Origin of the sequence: Pseudomonas sp. BN102 (assembly GCF_029871245.1) — a bacterium.
GTDB lineage: Bacteria > Pseudomonadota > Gammaproteobacteria > Pseudomonadales > Pseudomonadaceae > Metapseudomonas.
The window spans coordinates 13,622-31,340 of record NZ_SSON01000064.1 but is presented as its reverse complement, the minus strand read 5'-3'; the positions used below and the strand labels follow the sequence as shown (position 1 = coordinate 31,340).

The window sequence follows — 17,719 nt, the reverse complement described above, 5'->3', positions numbered from 1 at the left end:
CGCTTGGCCACGTCGTCGACGCTGATGCCGCTGCTCTCCTTGAGCGGGCGCAGGTCGAGGATGCACTCGTGGGCCACCAGGCCGTTCTCGCCGGTGTAGAGCACCGGGTAGTGCTCCTCCAGGCGGCGGGCGATGTAGTTGGCGCTGAGGATCGCCAGCTGCGAGGCACGCTTGAGGCCTTCGCCGCCCATCATGCGGATGTACATCCAGGTGATGGGCAGGATGCTGGCGCTGCCGAAGGGCGCGGCGCTGACGGCGCCTTCCTTGCGTGCCATGTGCGCGTGGCCGGGCAGGAAGGGCGCGAGGTGGGCTTTCACGCCGATCGGGCCGACGCCGGGGCCGCCGCCGCCGTGGGGGATGCAGAAGGTCTTGTGCAGGTTGAGGTGGGACACGTCACCGCCGAACTGGCCCGGGGCGCAGAGGCCGACCATGGCGTTCATGTTGGCGCCGTCGATGTACACCTGGCCGCCGTTGGCATGGATGATGTCGCAGATTTCGCGGATGCCTTCCTCGAACACGCCGTGGGTGGACGGGTAGGTGATCATCAGTGCGGCGAGGCGGTCCTTGTGCTCCTCGGCCTTTGCCTTGAGGTCGGCGATGTCCACGTTGCCACGGGCGTCGCAGGCGGTCACCACCACGCGCATGCCGGCCATCTGGGCGGTGGCGGGGTTGGTGCCGTGGGCCGATTGCGGGATCAGGCAGATGTCACGCTGCCCTTCCCCACGGCTGGCGTGGTAGGCGCGGATCGCCAGCAGACCGGCGTATTCGCCCTGGGAGCCGGCGTTGGGCTGGAGGGACACGGCGTCATAGCCGGTGGCCTTGCACAGCATGGCTTCCAGTTCGCTGGTCAGCTCCAGGTAGCCGGCGCTCTGTTCGGCGGGAGCGAAGGGGTGCAGGGCACCGAACTCGGCCCAGGTCACCGGGATCATCTCGCTGGCGGCGTTCAGCTTCATGGTGCAGGAACCCAGCGGGATCATGCTGCGGTCCAGCGCCAGGTCCTTGTCCGCCAGCTTGCGCAGGTAGCGCATCAGCTCGGTTTCCGAGTGGTAGCGGTTGAACACCGGGTGGCTGAGGATCGCGGATTGGCGCAGCAGGGCGGCCGGCAGGCGGCTGGCGACGCTGGCGGCCAGTTCGGAGAAGGCGGGCAGCGCCTGACCCTCGGCGAAGATCGCCCAGAGCGCCTCGACGTCGGCTTGGGTGGTGGTTTCGTCCAGGGACAGGCCGATGCGGCTGTCGTCCACTTCACGCAGGTTGATGCGCTGGGCGCGGGCTTTGGCGTGCAGATCGGCGGTCTTGGCGCCGGTGGCCAGGGTCAGGGTGTCGAAGAAGGACTCCTGCAGGACGGCGATGCCCAGCTTGGCCAGGCCCTGGGCCAGGATGGCGGTCAGCTGGTGCACACGCTGGGCTATGCGGGTCAGGCCCTGCGGGCCGTGGTAGACGGCGTACATGCTGGCGATGTTGGCCAGCAGTACCTGGGCGGTGCAGATGTTGCTGGTGGCCTTCTCGCGGCGGATGTGCTGCTCGCGAGTCTGCATGGCCAGGCGCAGGGCCGGCTTGCCGTGGCGGTCGATGGACACGCCGACCAGGCGGCCCGGCATGTCGCGCTTGAAGGCGTCGCGGGTGGCGAAGTAGGCCGCGTGCGGGCCGCCGAAGCCCAGCGGCACGCCGAAGCGCTGGGCGCTACCCAGGGCAACGTCGGCGCCGAATTCGCCGGGCGGGGTCAGCAGGGTCAGGGCCAGCAGGTCGGCGGCCACCGCTACCAGGGCGTTGGCGGCGTGGAAGCGCTCCACCAGTTCGCGGTAGTCGAAGATATCGCCGTTGGCGGCTGGGTACTGCAGCAGGGCGCCGAAGTAGGCGCTGGCGTCGCCGATTTCACGCTCGTCGCCGATCACCACTTCGATGCCCAGGGGCTCGGCACGGGTGACCAGCACGTCGAGCGTCTGCGGGTGGCAGTGTTTGGAGGCGAAGAAGGCGTTGCTGCCCTTGTTCTTGCTCAGGCGCTTGCAGAAGGTCATGGCTTCGGCGGCGGCGGTGCCTTCGTCGAGCAGGGAGGCGTTGGCCACGGGCAGGCCGGACAGGTCGCTGACCAGGGTCTGGAAGTTCAGCAGCGCCTCCAGGCGCCCCTGGGAGATTTCCGGCTGGTAGGGGGTGTAGGCGGTGTACCAGGCCGGGTTTTCCAGCAGGTTGCGCAGGATCGGGCTGGGGGTATGGCAGGGGTAGTAGCCCTGGCCGATATGGCTCTTGAACAGCTGGTTCTTCGCGGCGATGGCTTTGATCGCGGCCAGGGCTTCAGCCTCGCCTTGGCCGGCTGGCAGATCGAGCACGCTGGTGCCCTTGATGCTGTCCGGGATGACGCTGGCGGTCAGGGCTTCGATGTCGTCGAAGCCGAGCAGGGCGAGCATGGCCTTGGTGTCAGACTCGCGTGGGCCGATATGGCGGGCGATGAATTCGTTGCTGGTGCCGAGGAAGGGGGTTTCGATGCTCATGGTCACTCCTCAGCCGTTGGCTTTCAGCAGGTTTTCGTAGCCGGCCTGGTCCAGGAGGCTATCGAGGACACTGGCGTCCGCCAGTTGCATGCGGAAGAACCAGCCCTTGCCCAGGGGCTCTTCGTTGACCAGTTCGGGGCTGTCCACCAGATCCTGGTTGATTTCCACCACTTCGCCGTCCAGCGGCATCACGATGTTGCTGGCGGCCTTTACCGACTCCAGTACGGCGACTTCCGCGCCCTTGGCGTAGGCCTGCAGTTCCGGGAGTTGAACGAAGACCACATCGCCCAGCGCGTCCTGCGCGTATTCGGTAATACCGACGGTGACGCGACCGTCTTCTTCAAGGCGCAGCCATTCGTGGTCGGCGGTGAAACGCAATACGCTCATCTTTGGTCCTCAACTCGTATGACGCGCCTGTTTCTTCTGCCAGGCGCTTAGCCCCGCGCGCGGTCTTCGCCACGCGCTGTTGCTCGCCCTTTAGCAAGGAGGGTGCCAGATGGGTGAAATACAGATAAATCAATGCTTTGAGGGTGTTTCAGGAGAATTGACCTGAGTGCGGCTGTAGTGAAAACGCTACAGCGTTGGCGGGCTTGTGCAGAGAGAGGAGGTGAGGGCTCGACGTGGTGCGGGCTTCAGTGGGTTGTAGCGAAATCATTACGCTGTAGTGATTTCGCTACGGTCTTGACTTGCTCATGCGTTTATTTGTTATTAATCAATATCTTATGAATGCTATCTGACGCATTAAATAAGGTTTGAACTTGCTGCCTTACCCTGTGGGGGCGAATTCATTCGCTAAGGGCTGCGCAGCGGCCCCTTGGGAGCTGAACGGCAGGCCTGCGGCCTGCTCAGCGAATGAATTCATCCCCGAAAGGGTAGATGATTTCCTAGATATTTATGATTACTTTCAAATAGATACGGATTTTTTCTAGAAAAATAATCAGGTTCTTCCCGGAATGCCGTACTTGCGCAGCCGGTGCGCAATCGCTGTATGGGAGGTCTGCAGGCGCGCCGCCAGCTGGCGGGTCGAGGGGTAGGTGACGAAGAGTTTCTCCAGCAGCGCCCGCTCGAAGTTCTCCACGGCCTCTTCCAGGCTGTTTACTTCGCCATCGCTCTGCCGCGCCACGGCGGTGCCGGCGATGTCCAGGTCGCCGATCTCCACCAGGTTGCTTTCGCAGATGGCGGCGGCACGGAAGATCACGTTCTGCAACTGACGCACGTTGCCCGGCCAGCGGTTGCCGAGCAGGGCCGGGTAGGTGCCGGGCGCCAGTCGACAGGCCGGACGTTGGATCTGGGTGCAGGCCTGCTGCATGAAGAAGCGCGCGAGCAGCAGGATATCCTGGCCGCGCTCGCGCAGGGGCGGCACTTCCAGGTTGAGCACGTTGAGGCGGTAGAAGAGGTCCTCGCGGAAGGCGCCTTCGCCGACCATCTTCTCCAGGTCGCGGTGGGTGGCGCTGAGGATGCGCACATCCACCTTGATCTCGCGGTCGCCACCCACCCGGCGGAAGCTGCCGTCGCTGAGGAAACGCAACAGCTTGGCCTGCAGGTAAGGCGACATTTCGCCGATCTCGTCGAGGAATACCGTGCCCTGGTGCGCCAGTTCCAGCAGGCCGGGCTTGCCGCCGCGCTGGGCGCCGGTGAAGGCGCCCGGGGCGTAGCCGAACAGCTCGCTCTCGGCCAGGTTCTCCGGCAGCGCGGCGCAGTTCAGCGCCAGGAAGGGCTGGTTGCGGCGAGTGCTGGCCGCGTGGCAGGCGCGGGCCACCAGTTCCTTGCCGGTACCGGTCTCGCCACGGATCAGCAGTGGCGCATCCAGGGCCGCCACGCGCTGGGCGCGGGCCTTTAGGGTGCCGATGGGGGCCGACTCGCCGAGCAGCGCGTCGAAGCCCTCGGCGGCATGGTCATGGTGCAGGGCCGACAGGCGTTCGCCGATGCGGTTGGGCAGGTAAAAGGTGAGTAGAGCGCCCGCCAGGTGGTCGCCTTCGGTGATGGGTACGGCATCCAGCAACAGTGCCTGGCCTTTGAGCGTGACCTCGCGCAGGGGCAGGCGGAAGCCTTGTTCCAGCAGGGCGCTATGCAGGCTGTCGTCACCGAACAGTTGCGCGAGGAGCCGTCCCTCCGGCTCTGCGCCGTACAGAGTGATCAGCGCCGGGTTGGCCAGGAGGATGCGGCCATCGCCATCTACCGCCAGCACCGGGTCGCTCATGGCGGCCAGCAGCGCATCGAGCTGCAGGCGTCGGCGCTGGCCGGGGAGGATGTCCACCACCGTCACTTCCTGCACGCCCTGTACCGCATGCAGGGCCTCGCGCAGTTCGTCGAGCACGGCGGGACTGAGGGTGGGGGCGTCGATATAGACGTTGGGCGGCACCATCTCCACCGCATCCAGGTTGAGGTTGCGGCCGCCGAGCAGAGCCAGGACCTCCTGGGTGATGCCGACGCGGTCGATGAAGGTGACGTGAATTCGCATGGAAACGCAGGGCTGGCGAAATGAGGGGGCGAATTATGCCCGGTCTGTCGTGCTTAGGTAACAGGCCGTCGCAGTCCTACCGCGTCCCGGATTCGCCGAGGGGGCACGGCCAGGGAAATCGGGGTATTCCGTCGCCCACGAAAAAGCCCCGCAAGTGCGGGGCTTTTCGTGTTGCTGCTCATCAGCAGGTCAGGGCTTTCTGTGCCCGGTCGATCACGTGCTGGAGGTGGCCGGCATCGCCGTAGTGCTCCGGATACAGACGCTCGCTGTGACGGGCGACACCATACTCGTTGACGATGGTGAAGCTGAAGTTGCCGTTGCGAGCGGCGGTGATGTGGCAGGTGAACGGCGCAAATGCGCGGGTCAGGGTGCTGATTGCAGCTTGGGCTTGATGATGGATGCTCATCGTGTTGCTTCCTTCGTTGTGCGGCCAACGGGCCGCCAGACAAATAGCTCCGAATCCGCCGAGCAACGGGCTCTGGTCGGATGATCCTTATCGGAGCAAGAGTGCCGGCATGAAGTTCCCCCGATAGGGATCAAGCTCTGGCAGCTGGTACGTGGGATGCCAGGTGCTGCGCCGGGCAAGGGTCTGGCCTGGCTGGCAGTCCTGGTCAATCTACCGTGCATTCATGACAGCTTTGCTGCATCACCCTGGGGGGTGGGAGCTGCTGTTTTCGAGGCGGCGGGGCTGGCCATGTCCCTTTGGCGTGGCCGTTCGGAATCGAAGGGCGAGGGATCGGAAGGCCGGATTGACTTACAACTTGGTACTAACGGCGGCGACCCTAGCGGAACGCCAGGAGAAATGCAAGCACTTCAATGACTTTTGGGTAGCTGGCTGATGTCGATCTCGGTGACCAGGGAGGTCCGTGCCGGCGGGGTGCGGGCGAGCAGGGGGCAGAAACGGTCAAGAGACTGGATCAGGTCCCATTGCAGTTCCAGGTCGCTGCCGAGGTCGGTGATCTTGTCCAGCAGGTTCACCGAAAACACCTGCAGGTTGCTGTCGGTGGAGCTGGCCAGGTTGGCGGTGACCTGGGCCAGCAGCGTGGTGATGGCCGTCATGTTGCGCGTGGTGAGGGCCAGGATATTGGCCAGCAACGCGATTTCGCTTTGCGGTACTTGCTGCGGGGGAGTGTCGTCCATGCTCGCTCCGGTAAGGCCATTGGTTGGCGTGGCATTGCGCCATTATCCGTTTGAGATGCCACTGCCCACGATGGAGTCACGCCCATCCTCAGGCCGGCAAATATCTGATTGGCTTGTAGGAAATTCGCTATATGCCAGAAGAACTGGCTGTTAGCACTAGAGGACTAGGCCCAAAGCAGCATTGCCGACCCTTTGGTCGGGATCGAAGCTACGGGCGTATCCCTCCGCGTGCGTGGCGTGCCATGTCCACCTTAGTCGAAGCCGCAGAACCGCAATTGTCCCTGGATTTCCGCCTGGCCAATGGCTTGCGGGTGCGCCTCGTACGGCAACCGTGCGCCAGTCTGGCTGCCGCGCTGGTGGAGGTGGGGGGCGGCAGTCACGATGAACCGGCCGAGTATCCGGGGCTGGCACACTTCCTCGAACACCTGGTGTTTCTCGGCAGTCGCGACTTTCCCGACGGCGAGGGGCTGATCCCCTTCGTCCAGGACCTGGGTGGCCGGGTCAATGCCAGCACCCGCCCGCACAGCACGCGCTTCTTTTGCGAGGTGCCGGCGCAACGCCTGGATGATGCCTTGGCGCGGCTACTGGACATGCTCGCCAACCCGTTGCTGGAGCCTGATGCCCTGAAGCGCGAGCGTGATGTGCTCGAGGCTGAATACAGCGCCCGCGCGCGGGATCCGCAAACCCTCTGCGAAGCCGCCTTGGCCTGGGCGTTGGCCCCTGGTCACCCGTTGGCGGACTTCCATGCCGGCAATGCCGCCAGCCTGAAGCTGGAGGAAGCGGACTTCTTCCCGGCGCTGCGGGGCTTCCATCAGGCCCACTATCAGCCCGGCCGCATGCGCCTGACCCTGGTGGCGCCGCAGTCCCTGGCCGAGCTGATGGATCTGGCGCGACGCCTGGGTGGTCGCCTTCCAGCGGGCAGGGCGCTGCCGGAGCCCGCCGTGCGGCCCATGCTGCCCCTGCGCGCGGGCCGGCTCCGCCTCGGTCTTCCCAGTGGCCGCGCGCGACTGCTGCTGGCCTTTGCACTGGAGGGGCAGGTGGGCGGGGCGGAGTCCGCCCTGGGTTACCTTCAAAGCCTGATGACCGATGAATCCGCCGATGGCTTGCTGGCGCGGCTGTTCGCCCTCGACCTGAGCGATGCGGTGCAGCTGCGGCTGCCTTATGTGTACGGCGGGCAGGGCCTGCTGCTGATGGACTTCGACCTGGTAACCGGAGCCGATTGCGCGCTCCTGGAGGCGGAGTTGCTGGATTGGCTGGCTTTTCTACGCGCCGCTTCGCCCTGGCCAGGCACCTGGGAGGAGCGGCTGGAAATCATGCGGCGCAAGGCTGCGTTGCAGGCGCCGCTGGAGGCCGCACTGGCCGCGCCTGCGCCGACGCAGGCGGATGTCCGAGCGCTGCTCGAGCAACTGCTCCCCGAGCGCCTGATTCGGCTGGAGACCGGCGAATCCACCGCAGCGCCGACCCTGCAAGCGTCCGGTTTCCCCCTGTGCCTGGAGCGACTCGAAGTCCCGCCCGCAGCATCGGCCACTGGCGATTGGTGCCTGCCGGCCGCCAATCCCTATCTGCGCCCGACAGTACCTGGGGTTATGGCAATTTCACCGGTGCCGCTACTACCAGGCCTGGCGAGCGCTCCCGGACAGGCCGCCCTGTTCCTGCGCTGGAAGCCTGGGCAGATGGGCTTGCCGCGTGGTCTTGCCCATGGCCTGCAACGGGCGTTGCGTCCCATGCTGGGGGCGGCTGCCCAGGCCGGGCTGGAGGGGCGCATCCAGACGGAGCAGGGCTGCCTGGCGCTGACCCTGCAGGGCAACGCTGCGCTGCTGAGCCGGGTCGCCGGCGATCTGTTACCGGCTTTGCAGGTGCCTTCGCTCCGGGCCCTGGCCCAGGGGGAGCGCCTGCAGCAGGAGGAACTGCGCAGACTGGCCGGCGAATTGCCGATCCGCCAGCTGCTGCAATGTTTGCCCGAGCGGCTGGACGGCCCACATACCGAAACGCCCGCCGTGCTCGCCCCAGAAGCCCTGGCGCGCTTCTGGTGGCAGGCGCGTTGGCAGGGACTGGGCGTGGGCGAGCTGGCCCTGGGTGCGGAGCTGCCCGGCCTGCCAGGGTCGGTAATGGCGCCGGCCGGGAAGGGTGGGCGCGTATGGCGGCAGCTGGAGATGCCCGGCAGTGAAGCGGCGTTGCTGCTGTTCTACCCCCTCGCGCACCCCACGCCTGAGGAAGAGGCCTGCTGGCGCTTGCTGGCCTGCGGCCTGGAACGCGCCTTCCACCAGCGCCTGCGCGGCGAGCTGCAGGTGGGCTACGCGCTGGCCTGCGGTTTCCGCCAGTTGGGCCCGCACCGTGGCCTGCTGTTCGCCGTGCAGTCGCCGCGCAGCCCGGTGGCCAGCCTCCTCGAGCATATGCAGGACTTCCTCGCACGCCAGTACGCCAGCCTGGCGCGGCTGGACCAGGGTCGCCTGCAGGCGTTGGTCGGTGGCCTGGACCTGCAACTGCAACGGCAGGCCGCGAGCTTTACCGACCACGCCCGGCAATGCTGGCTCGACCGTCTCGCCGGCCTGCCGCCAGGCCATGCCGGCCGGGTGCGCCAGGCCCTGGGCACGTTACAACCGGTGCACCTGCTGGAGCAGCAGGGCCGCCTGATCGCCGGGCTTTCCTGCCATGCCCTGGCCAACGCTGCGGCGCCTTCGCCGGACTGGCACATTTCCGCTTGACCCTTCCTGCCTATCGATCCCCTGCGTCGAGCCATCCTGGCCTCGTTCTTTGGTGCCTGAGCGTCCGCCCAGCGGCCTACGACCTGAGTCTCGTCCGGTCGTAAGCCTTGCTGGCGCGGCTTCCAGCCCGCGGCCAAAGCAGCGCTGAAACCCCGCCAAGGCAGCGTATGGCGGCCCGGGCGGCGTTTCGATAATCGCCTCCGACACGACTGACCTGCCCGGTCGTCCACCCACAGCGGAGAGCGTCATGCACAACAAGAAGATCGCCCAAGCCCGTATGTCCCGCCTTGCCCTGGCGGCGGCGGTTGCCCTGGCCACCCAGCAGGCCGCCGCCGAGATCGTCCTTTACGACAAGGACCAGACCACCTTCTCCACCGACGGCTATATCAACGCTTTCTACGTCAACAGTGACGTGGACCGCGACGGCGAACAGTTCGACCGCCGCCAGGCGCGGGTCAAGATGGGTTTCCTGCCCAACTGGATCGGCTTCAACATGGGCAAGCAGGTGGACGACCTGAAACTCGGCGCCCGTTCTTCCTTCTGGGTCACCATCAACGACAGCGAAACCAACGGCACCGCCACCGCCATCGACGTACGCCAGTTCTACGGCACCGCCGGCGCTGAATGGGGCGAGGTGCTGGTGGGCAAGGACTTCGGCCTGTTCGCCCGCTCCAACATCCTGCTCGACGAGTTGCTCGCCGGTTATGGCCAGGTCAGCGACACGCTGGGCCTGGTGGATGGCGGTGGCGTGTCCTTCGGCAACATCGGCAGCGGCTACCCCTATCCTTTCCCGACCTCGCAGATCACCTACCGCAGCCCGAAGAGCGACGGCCTGCGCGCCGCCGTGGGCATCATGGACCCGGTGGACACCAACGACGACAGCCCCACCGGCAAGGCCTACCAGGAAAACCCGCGCTTCGAGAGCGAGATCACCTACGAATTCGACCTGGTCGGCGCGCAGATCTACTCCTGGGTCAACGGCGCCTACCAGACCTCGGAGAACACCGACCCCAATGTCGACAGCGTGACGTCCAAGGGCCTGGGCTACGGCGTGCAGGCCAAGATGGGCGCCTTCACCCTGGTGGGCTCCGGCTTCCAGGCCAAGGGCATCAACCCCTTCTTCACCAACAACGCCGGCGAGCCGACCCTGCGCGAAGTGGACAGCGACGGTTACCTGATGCAGGGCTCCTACCGCTTCGGCAAGAACCGCCTGGCGCTGTCCTACGGCAAGACCAAGGACGACGGCAATGGTGTGGTCAACACCGGCGCCGACTACGAGACCCGTGGCGTCGCGCTGTTCCACGACATCAACGACAACCTCAAGCTGGTGGCCGAGTACAACCAGTTCGAGATCGATGGTCATGAAGGCGATGCGCAGAACGAAGACACCGACACCTTCGCCGTGGGTGCCGTGTTGACCTGGTAATCGACTAGCTCCGGTTGCTCCGGTTTTGGCGGGAGGGACAGTGGTCCTCCCGCTTTTTTTGTTGGCAGGCCATGGGCCGGCTCGGATAGCCCCCTCTCCCTCCGGGAGAGGGCTGGGGTGAGGGGTGCCTCCTGCCGCGCCGGGCCTCCCTCTCCCCCGGCCCCTCTCCCAAAGGGAGAGGGGAGAAAGGCTGCCCCCTACCTTCGAACTAACCCGCCGCTACCCAAGAAGGATGGGGGACACCAAGGCCCCTCCGTAGAATTCCCCCATCGACAGCAGGCTTATTGGGTGGGAACCGGGATGCTCGAGGAACCGGCAGAGGGCGTAGTCACCGCCATGTCCCTGGCCAGCGAGGCCGAGGCCGTGGCCCAGGACCTGGCGCGTCAACTCATTCACCCGCACCTCGGCTTTGTGCTGTTCTTCTGTTCCGCCGAATATGACCTCGAAGCCCTGGGCCTGGCCCTGGAGCAGTACTTCGGCGGTGTGCGCCTGGTGGGCTGCACCAGTGCCGGCGAGATTACCGCCCAGGGCTACGGCCGCAATTGCGTCAGCGCGGTGGGCTTCGACCACCGCAGTTTCTCCATTGCCAGCGCCCTGGTGGACGAGATGGACCGCTTCGGCCTGATCGACGCCCAGCAAGTGGTGGAGCGCCTGGTGCAGGACTGCCGGGCCAACTCCCTGGCGCCGATCAAGGGCCACAGCTTCGCCCTGACCCTGCTGGACGGCCTTTCCAGCCGCGAGGAAGTGGTGCTCGCCGCCCTTGGCGCGGCCTTCGGCAGCATCCCGCATTTCGGCGGTTCGGCCGCCGACGACAACCACCTCAAGCACACCCACGTCTATTACGAAGGCCGTTTCCACGCCGGCGCAGCCGTAGTGGTGCTGGTCAATACCGGGCTGGACTTCGAAGTGTTCAGCACCCACCACATCCTCCCCGAGGCGGAAAAGCTGGTGGTCACCCGTGCCGACAATGCCAGCCGGCGGGTCTTCGAACTCAATGCCGAGCCGGCGGCGCAGGTCTACGCCCAACTGATGGGCGTGCCCCTGGAGCGCCTCGACCACCGGGTATTCGCCGCCCACCCGCTGGCGGTACGCCTGGGCGAGCAGTACTACGTGCGCTCCATCCAGCGGGTCAATCCGGACCTCAGCCTGAGTTTCTACTGCGCGGTGGAGAACGGCATCGTCCTCACCGCCATGCGCCCTGGTCCCTTGCTGCCGAACCTGGAGGGGCTCTTTGCGCGCCTGGGCGAGCGCCTCGGTCCGCCCTTGCTGACCATCGGCTGCGACTGCTTCCTGCGCCGCCTGGAACTGGAGGACGACCCGGAGACGCTGGCGCTCACCTCCGAAGTCCTGCGCCAACAACGGGTGATTGGCTTCAACTCCTATGGAGAGCAGTTCAATGGCATGCACATCAACCAGACCTTCACCGGAGTCGCCATCGGCCGCCGGGGTCGCAATGGCTGCCGCTGACCCGCAGGCGCGGCTGGCCGCCCTGGAGGAGGAGAACCGCAAGCTCCGGCGGATCAATGCGGCGTTGATCGAGCGGGTGGAATCCAGCGCCTCTCGGCCTGACGACAGCTATGCCGCCTTCCAGCATTCGGTGGTGCTGGCCGAGCAGGTGCGCGAGCGCACCGACGCGTTGAACCAGGCCATGGCTGAACTCAAGGCCAGCAACCGGCTGCTCAGCGACGCCAGGCTGCGGGCGGAAACCGCCCACCAGCACCTGATCGACGCCATCGAAAGCATCTCGGACGCCTTCGTGCTGTTCGACTGCGACCAGCGCATCGTCCTCTTCAACAGTCGCTTCAAGTCCTTCTGGGCGCACACCCGCGCGCGCATCGGCAGCGGTACGCGGCTGTCGGAGATCCGCCGGCTGGCCGAGAGCACCGGCCTGATAGTGGAGGAGCACCGCGGCAGCGACGACAACATCCTCTACCGCCTGCACGACGGTCGTTGGGTGCAGGTCAGCGAGCGGCCCACCCGGGAGGGCGGGCTGGTGATCCTCTATACCGACATCACCGAGGTGAAACAGAGCGAGACTGACCGCCGCGAACAGGCCCTCGCACAGAAGTCGCGACTGCTGCAGCGCGCGGTGGACAACCTGTCCCAGGGCGTGGCCATGGTCAGCGCCGAGGGCATCCTCGAACTCTGGAACCACCGCTTCCTCGAACTCTGCGGCCTGGCACCGGTGGAGACGCACCGCTCCTTCGCCGGGGTCATGGCCGACAGCGAGCTGCCGCTGCTCAGCCCCGATACCCGCGATGCCAACGGCCGGCCCATTCGCGAGATGGAGCAGCGCCTGTACAACGGCCGGGTGCTGGAAGTGCGTACCCACCCACTGCCTACCGGCGGCTTCGTCAACACCTTCACCGATATCACCGAGCGTTACCGCCATGCCGAGGCCCTGGCCGAGAGCGAGCGCTGGATCCGCCTGATCACTGACCATGTGCCGGCGCTGATCGCCTACCTTAGCGCCGACCTGGTCTACGAGTTCACCAATAAGGTCTACGAGGAGTGGTACCGCTGGCCGCGCGGCGCCATGCTCGGCCAGAGCCTGCGCGAGGTGCACAGCGACGAGCACTGGCGCCGCCTGGAGCCCTATGTCGAGAGGGTGCTGGCCGGGGAAAGCTTGTCCTTCGAAGTCAGCGAGACCAACCTCAACGGTCAGGAGCGCTGCATGCTGCGCTCCTATGTGCCGAACCGCCTGGCCAATGGCGAGGTGGTGGGCATCTTCGTGCTGATCCGCGATATCACTGAACGCCGCCGTACCGCCGAAGCCCTGCACCAGGCCTACCAGAACCTGGAACAGCGGGTACGTGAACGTACCGCTGAACTGACCTCATTGAACAACCAGCTGCGCCGTGAAATCGACGAACGCAGCCAGGTGGAGCTGCGCCTGCGCGAGGCCAAGTCCGAGGCGGAAAGGGCCAACCTGTCCAAGACCAAGTTCCTCGCCGCCGTCAGCCACGACCTGTTGCAACCCCTGAACGCCGCGCGGCTGTTCACCAGCGCGCTGCTGGAGCAGCGCAGCCAGGCCTGCAACCTGGCACTGGTGCGCAATGTCAGCAACTCGCTGGAGGACGTGGAGAGCCTGCTGGGCACCCTGGTGGACATCTCCAAGCTGGACGCCGGGGTGATCAAGCCGGATATCGCGCCCTTCGCCCTCAGCGAGCTGATCGACAACCTCGCCGTGGAATACCGCCAGATCGCCGCCAGCGAAGGCCTGCAACTGGACTTCGTGCCCAGTTCGGCGCTGGTGCGCAGCGACCTGCAGCTGCTCGCACGGATCCTGCGCAACCTGCTCAGCAACGCCATCCGCTACACCCCCAGGGGGCGCATCCTCCTGGGCTGCCGGCGCCAGCGCCAGAGCCTGTGGATCGAGGTGCATGACACCGGAATCGGCATCGCCCGGGACAAGCTCGGCGAGGTTTTCCAGGAGTTCAAGCGCGGCGAAGTGGTGCGCGAGAAGCAGGACCGCGGCCTGGGCCTGGGCCTGGCGATAGTCGAGAAGATCGCCCGCATGCTCGGCCACCGAATACGTGTCGCCTCGGAGCTGGGCAAGGGCTCGCTGTTCGCTGTGGAAGTTCCCCTGGCCCGCCGCGTGCCCCGGCAGAAGCCGGAGCGGGACGAGCCCCAGGCCGTGCTGGAGCGCCTGCAGGGGGCGCGGGTCTGGGTGCTGGACAACGACGCGGCCATCTGCGCCGGCATGCGCACCCTGCTAGAAGGCTGGGGCTGCCAGGTGACCACCGCACTCTCGGAAGAAGACCTGGCGCGCCAGGTGGACAACTTCCACGCCGAGGCCGACCTGCTGATTGCCGATTACCACCTGGACGACGGCTATAACGGCGTAGACGCCGTCGCCACTATCAACGCCCGGCGCAGCGCGCCGCTACCGGCCCTGATGATCACCGCCAACTACAGCAACGAGCTGAAACAGCAGATGCGTGAACTCGGCCACACCCTGATGCACAAGCCCGTGCGGCCGATGAAGCTGAAGACGGCGATGAGTCATTTGCTGGAGCGCTGATGCAGGGTGGCGGTAGGTTGGTGCAGAGCGCAGCGAAGCCCGACATTCCCAGCTTCGGAGCCGGGGTCGTTGGGCTTCGCGGAGCTCAGCCCAACCTACGGGCCTGATGCACAGAGCCTGTGCGGCTGAAGGCCGCCATGAGTCACCTGCTGGAGCGCTGATGCAGGGTGGCGGTAGGTTGGTGCAGAGCGCAGCGAAGCCCAACATTCCCAGCTTCGGAGCCGGGGTCGTTGGGCTTCACGGAGCTCAGCCCAACCTACGGGCCTGATGCACAGAGCCTGTGCGGCTGAAGGCCGCCATGAGTCACCTGCTGGAGCGCTGATGCAGGGTGGCGGTAGGTTGGTGCAGAGCGCAGCGAAGCCCAACATTGGGTGGGCTCGTGAGCACGCTTCAGGCGTTCTGCGGCACCGCCCGGAACTTCGCCCGCAGCACCAGGGCGATGCCGCCCAGCACCGCCACCGATACCAGCGCCAGGCGCAGGCTGATGGTTTCGCCGAGCAGCAGGGCACCGCCCAGAGCGGCGAGGACGGGGACGCTCAGTTGCACGCTGGCGGCCTGCAGGGCGCCGAGGCCGGGGAGGGCGCTGTACCAGATGGCGTAGCCGACGCCGGAGGTGAGGGCACCGGAGATCAGGGAATAGACCAGCCCCGGCAGGTCCCAGCGCAGCTGGTCGAGGAAGGGCAGCAGGAGCAGGGCGGCGAAGGGTAGGGCGCGGATGAAGTTGCCCGCCGTGGCGGCGAGCGGCGGGCCGGCCTGGCGGCCGAGCAGGGTGTAGGCGCCCCAGGCCAGCCCCGAGAGCAGCATCAGCAGGCCACCGACCAGGGGCGGCGCGCTGGCGCCAGGCAGCAGCAGGACCACCAGTCCGCCCGTGGCCAGGGCGAAGCCCAGCGCCTGCTGGGGGTTAAGGCGTTCTCCGCGCAACAGGCCGAAGACCACCATGCATAGCTGTACGGCGCCGAACAGCAGCAGCGCACCGGTGCCGGCGTCCAGTTGCAGGTAGGCGTATGAGAAGGCTGCGGCGTAGACGAAGAGCGCAGCCGCCGCGCGCCAGTTGCCGGTGGCCGCCAGGGGCTCGCGGCGCAGGCGCAGCAGCAGCCAGAGCATCAGCGCGCCCGAGGCCAGGCGGATGGCGGTGAAACTCACCGCGTCGATGGCGGTTTCCTTCAGGGCCACGCGGCAGAGCAGGGAATTGCCGGCAAAGGCCAGCATGGCCAGGGCCGTGAGCAGCAGGGTACGGGCGGCAGGCATGGTCGTCCTTGGGGAGTGGCTGTGGGATCAGCGGCGCAGGTAGGCGGTGAAGTCGATGTCGCTGGCCGAGAGGATGGCCTGTACCCGGTTGTGCACGTTGAGCTTGCGCAGAATGGCCGAGACATGGGCCTTGACCGTGGTTTCGGCGATGTCGAGGTTGTAGGCGATCTGCTTGTTCGACTCGCCCTTGGTCATGCGCTCGAGCACCAGCAGCTGCTTGCGCGTCAGGGCCTGCAACAGCTCCGGCGGGATTCCGGATTCCTCGTGGTGGCGGCGCGGCGAGGTCTTCTGGGTGCGGATGATGTCGGAGGGCAAGTAGACGTTGCCATTGAGGATCTGCTCGATGGCGTCGGTCATCTGCGCCCGTGGCGAGGACTTGGTGATGAAGCCCACGGCGCCGTAGGTGATGGCCTGCAGCACCACCTGCTTGTCCTGCTCGGCGGAGACTATGACCACGGGCACCGTGGGCGCCTCGTTGCGCAGATTGATCAGGCCGTTCAGGCCATGCATGCCGGGCATGTTCAGGTCGAGGAGGATGAGGTCCAGGTCGTCGTGTTCCTGGGTCAGGGCCAGGGCGCTGTCCAGGTCGGCGGTCTCCATCACTTCGCTGTCCGGGAAGCCGTCGCTGATGACGTTGTGGATGGCTTCGCGGAAGAGCGGGTGGTCATCGGCAATCAGGATCTTGTACACGGCCTTTCACCTCGTTGTTTTCATTATGGTGCGGCATGCCCGGCGCTGCCGGGTCAGGGGAATTCCACGGGACGAGCGGGCTGCAGGGGTAGGCCGGCCTGTTCCCAGGCGTCGATGCCGTCACGGTACCAGTAGAGGCTGGTGTAGCCCAGCGCGGCGGCGCGCCTGACTGCGTTCCAGCTCAGCCAGCAATCGGAACGGCAGTAGAACACCAGCGGGCGGTCCTGCCGGCCCTGGCTGGCCTTGCGCAGGTTCTGGGTGAAGTAGGCCTGCCATTCGGACGACAGCTGGCCGTCGCCGGTATTGGCCAGCCAGAGGCTGCCCGGCAGGTTGGCATGGGGCTCATCTTCGACGAAGCGACCGTGCAGCCACTGGCGGCGGTAGACATCGATCAGCAGGGTGTCGGGCCGCTGCTTCAGCAGCGCCTGCAGTTTTGCGGTATCCAGGGTACGGGCCGGCTCGGCCTGCTCGGGCGTTGGGCTGCGATAGCGGCTCGTGCGGAAGCCGTCGGCGGAGAACAACGGCGCTTCGGTTGCCACATCGGCAAGGGCGGGCAGCGCCAGGGCAAGGCAGGTCAGGCAGGCGAGAAGGCGCTTCATGGCGGGCTCTCTGTTCTTTTTATGGAGACATTACAGGCCAGTGCCGCTGCTTTTGGAATTCGACAATGAGAGGGGGGAAGCAGTACCAAAGTAGTAGATTCCCCCGCCCGGGAGCGTTCAGCCCGCTTTGCGCAATGCCGCATGCTGGGGGTTGAAGGTCAGCAGCGCGGCCGCCGCGAGTACCACCGTCAGGCCCAGGCATACGCCGATCGCCATCCCGTTGAAGCGTTCGTACAGGGCGAAGCGCACCATCTCCACCGCATGGCTGAAGGGGTTCAGTGCACAGAGCCAGTACAACCACTCGCTGGCCTCGCGCATCTTCCACAGCGGGTAGAGGGCGGACGAGAGGAAGAACAGTGGGAAGATCACGAAATTCATCACCCCGGCGAAGTTCTCCAACTGGCGGATGCCGTTGGAGAGCAGCAAACCCAGGGCGCTGAGCAGCAGGGCCGCCAGCAGCAGCGCGGGCAGGGCGGCCAGGAGCCCCGTCACCGGCGGCTGCACCCCGTAGAGCCAGGCGATGCCGAGGAAGGCATAAACCTGCAGCAGGGATACCAGGGAAGTCGCCAGCAACTTGGCCGCCAACAGGAAGGCCCGGGGCAGGGGGCTAGTGAGCAGCAGGCGCATGCTGCCCATCTCGCGGTCGTAGACCATGGACAGCGAGCCCTGCATGCCGTTGAACAGCAGGATCATGCAGGCCAGGCCCGGGACTATGTAGGTCTCGTAGGTGATGTAGGTGTCGTAGGGCTCGATGATGGCGATCCCCAAGGCCGCGCGGAAGCCGGCGGCGAACACCAGCAGCCAGAGCAGCGGGCGCACCAGGGCGCTGAGGAATCGCGTGCGCTGCAGCACGAAGCGCAGCCATTCGCGCAGCAGGATGCCGCGCAGGCATTGCCAGTAGGCGGTCAGCATGGGCATCGCTCCGGGATCGCGACATGGG

At 66.1% G+C, this 17,719-nt stretch carries 12 protein-coding genes and 1 pseudogene; 4 read left to right on the top strand and 9 right to left on the bottom strand.

Translation table 11 applies throughout. The features are described from left to right. From gcvP to E8F12_RS13165, 5 genes are all read right to left on the bottom strand, one after another. A partial coding sequence (gcvP, locus tag E8F12_RS13185; protein WP_280325700.1) for an aminomethyl-transferring glycine dehydrogenase occupies nucleotides 1-2,486 on the bottom strand: 2,486 nt, incomplete at its 3' end. A gap of 9 nt (nucleotides 2,487-2,495) precedes the next feature. Then, a complete protein-coding gene (gene gcvH / locus E8F12_RS13180) occupies nucleotides 2,496-2,873 on the bottom strand; it encodes a glycine cleavage system protein GcvH (RefSeq protein WP_280325699.1) in 378 nt (125 codons plus the stop codon). Nucleotides 2,874-3,423: 550 nt separating this feature from the next. Next, on the bottom strand, nucleotides 3,424-4,947 hold the full coding sequence (locus E8F12_RS13175) for a sigma-54-dependent transcriptional regulator (RefSeq protein WP_280325698.1): 1,524 nt from the start codon (nucleotides 4,945-4,947) through the stop codon (nucleotides 3,424-3,426). Between the two features lie 181 nt (nucleotides 4,948-5,128). Then, nucleotides 5,129-5,353: a hypothetical protein gene (locus E8F12_RS13170; protein WP_280325697.1), complete on the bottom strand. Its 225-nt coding sequence runs from the start codon at nucleotides 5,351-5,353 to the stop codon at nucleotides 5,129-5,131. A gap of 407 nt (nucleotides 5,354-5,760) precedes the next feature. Further along, a complete protein-coding gene (locus tag E8F12_RS13165; RefSeq protein WP_280325696.1) occupies nucleotides 5,761-6,087 on the bottom strand; it encodes a hypothetical protein in 327 nt (108 codons plus the stop codon). A 242-nt stretch (nucleotides 6,088-6,329) separates the two neighbouring features. Between E8F12_RS13165 and pqqF the strand changes: the two genes are divergently transcribed. The 4 genes and pseudogenes from pqqF (at nucleotide 6,330) to nahK (ending at nucleotide 14,242) form a co-directional block, all read left to right on the top strand. Further along, nucleotides 6,330-8,792 carry a pyrroloquinoline quinone biosynthesis protein PqqF gene (pqqF, locus tag E8F12_RS13160; RefSeq protein WP_280325695.1) on the top strand — a complete coding sequence of 821 codons (2,463 nt, stop codon included), beginning with the start codon at nucleotides 6,330-6,332 and terminating at the stop codon, nucleotides 8,790-8,792. A gap of 325 nt (nucleotides 8,793-9,117) precedes the next feature. Then, nucleotides 9,118-10,218: pseudogene (locus E8F12_RS13155) on the top strand (porin); the annotation flags it as partial. 300 nt (nucleotides 10,219-10,518) lie between these two features. Further along, nucleotides 10,519-11,685: a nitric oxide-sensing protein NosP gene (nosP, locus tag E8F12_RS13150; protein ID WP_280325693.1), complete on the top strand. Its 1,167-nt coding sequence runs from the start codon at nucleotides 10,519-10,521 to the stop codon at nucleotides 11,683-11,685. Further along, nucleotides 11,615-14,242 carry a hybrid sensor histidine kinase/response regulator NahK/ErcS' gene (nahK, locus tag E8F12_RS13145; protein WP_280325692.1) on the top strand — a complete coding sequence of 876 codons (2,628 nt, stop codon included), beginning with the start codon at nucleotides 11,615-11,617 and terminating at the stop codon, nucleotides 14,240-14,242. Before nosP ends, nahK begins: the two co-directional genes overlap by 71 nt. Nucleotides 14,243-14,632: 390 nt before the next feature. Here the strand turns inward: nahK and E8F12_RS13140 are convergent, their stop codons facing one another. The 4 genes from E8F12_RS13140 to E8F12_RS13125 all read right to left on the bottom strand — a co-directional run bounded on the left by E8F12_RS13140 (nucleotide 14,633) and on the right by E8F12_RS13125 (nucleotide 17,688). Beyond that, the gene (locus E8F12_RS13140) at nucleotides 14,633-15,490 is read right to left on the bottom strand and encodes an EamA family transporter (RefSeq protein ID WP_280325691.1); all 858 of its coding nucleotides are present in this window, start codon (nucleotides 15,488-15,490) and stop codon (nucleotides 14,633-14,635) included. 27 nt (nucleotides 15,491-15,517) lie between these two features. After that, a complete protein-coding gene (locus E8F12_RS13135; RefSeq protein WP_280325690.1) occupies nucleotides 15,518-16,180 on the bottom strand; it encodes a response regulator transcription factor in 663 nt (220 codons plus the stop codon). A gap of 53 nt (nucleotides 16,181-16,233) precedes the next feature. Next, complete coding sequence (locus E8F12_RS13130) at nucleotides 16,234-16,779, bottom strand: PQQ-dependent catabolism-associated CXXCW motif protein (protein WP_280325689.1); 546 nt, start codon at nucleotides 16,777-16,779, stop codon at nucleotides 16,234-16,236. Nucleotides 16,780-16,896: 117 nt separating this feature from the next. Further along, nucleotides 16,897-17,688: an ABC transporter permease gene (locus E8F12_RS13125; protein WP_280325701.1), complete on the bottom strand. Its 792-nt coding sequence runs from the start codon at nucleotides 17,686-17,688 to the stop codon at nucleotides 16,897-16,899. Nucleotides 17,689-17,719: the final 31 nt, after the last annotated feature.

Excerpts from the sequence above, each read along its gene's own strand:
- gcvH (WP_280325699.1), bottom strand. The coding sequence starts at position 2,873 with ATGAGCGTATTGCGTTTCACCGCCGACCACGAATGGCTGCGCCTTGAA.
- E8F12_RS13175 (WP_280325698.1), bottom strand. The coding sequence starts at position 4,947 with ATGCGAATTCACGTCACCTTCATCGACCGCGTCGGCATCACCCAGGAG.
- E8F12_RS13170 (WP_280325697.1), bottom strand. The coding sequence starts at position 5,353 with ATGAGCATCCATCATCAAGCCCAAGCTGCAATCAGCACCCTGACCCGC.
- E8F12_RS13165 (WP_280325696.1), bottom strand. The coding sequence starts at position 6,087 with ATGGACGACACTCCCCCGCAGCAAGTACCGCAAAGCGAAATCGCGTTG.
- pqqF (WP_280325695.1), top strand. The coding sequence starts at position 6,330 with ATGTCCACCTTAGTCGAAGCCGCAGAACCGCAATTGTCCCTGGATTTC.
- nosP (WP_280325693.1), top strand. The coding sequence starts at position 10,519 with ATGCTCGAGGAACCGGCAGAGGGCGTAGTCACCGCCATGTCCCTGGCC.
- nahK (WP_280325692.1), top strand. The coding sequence starts at position 11,615 with ATGGCATGCACATCAACCAGACCTTCACCGGAGTCGCCATCGGCCGCC.
- E8F12_RS13140 (WP_280325691.1), bottom strand. The coding sequence starts at position 15,490 with ATGCCTGCCGCCCGTACCCTGCTGCTCACGGCCCTGGCCATGCTGGCC.
- E8F12_RS13130 (WP_280325689.1), bottom strand. The coding sequence starts at position 16,779 with ATGAAGCGCCTTCTCGCCTGCCTGACCTGCCTTGCCCTGGCGCTGCCC.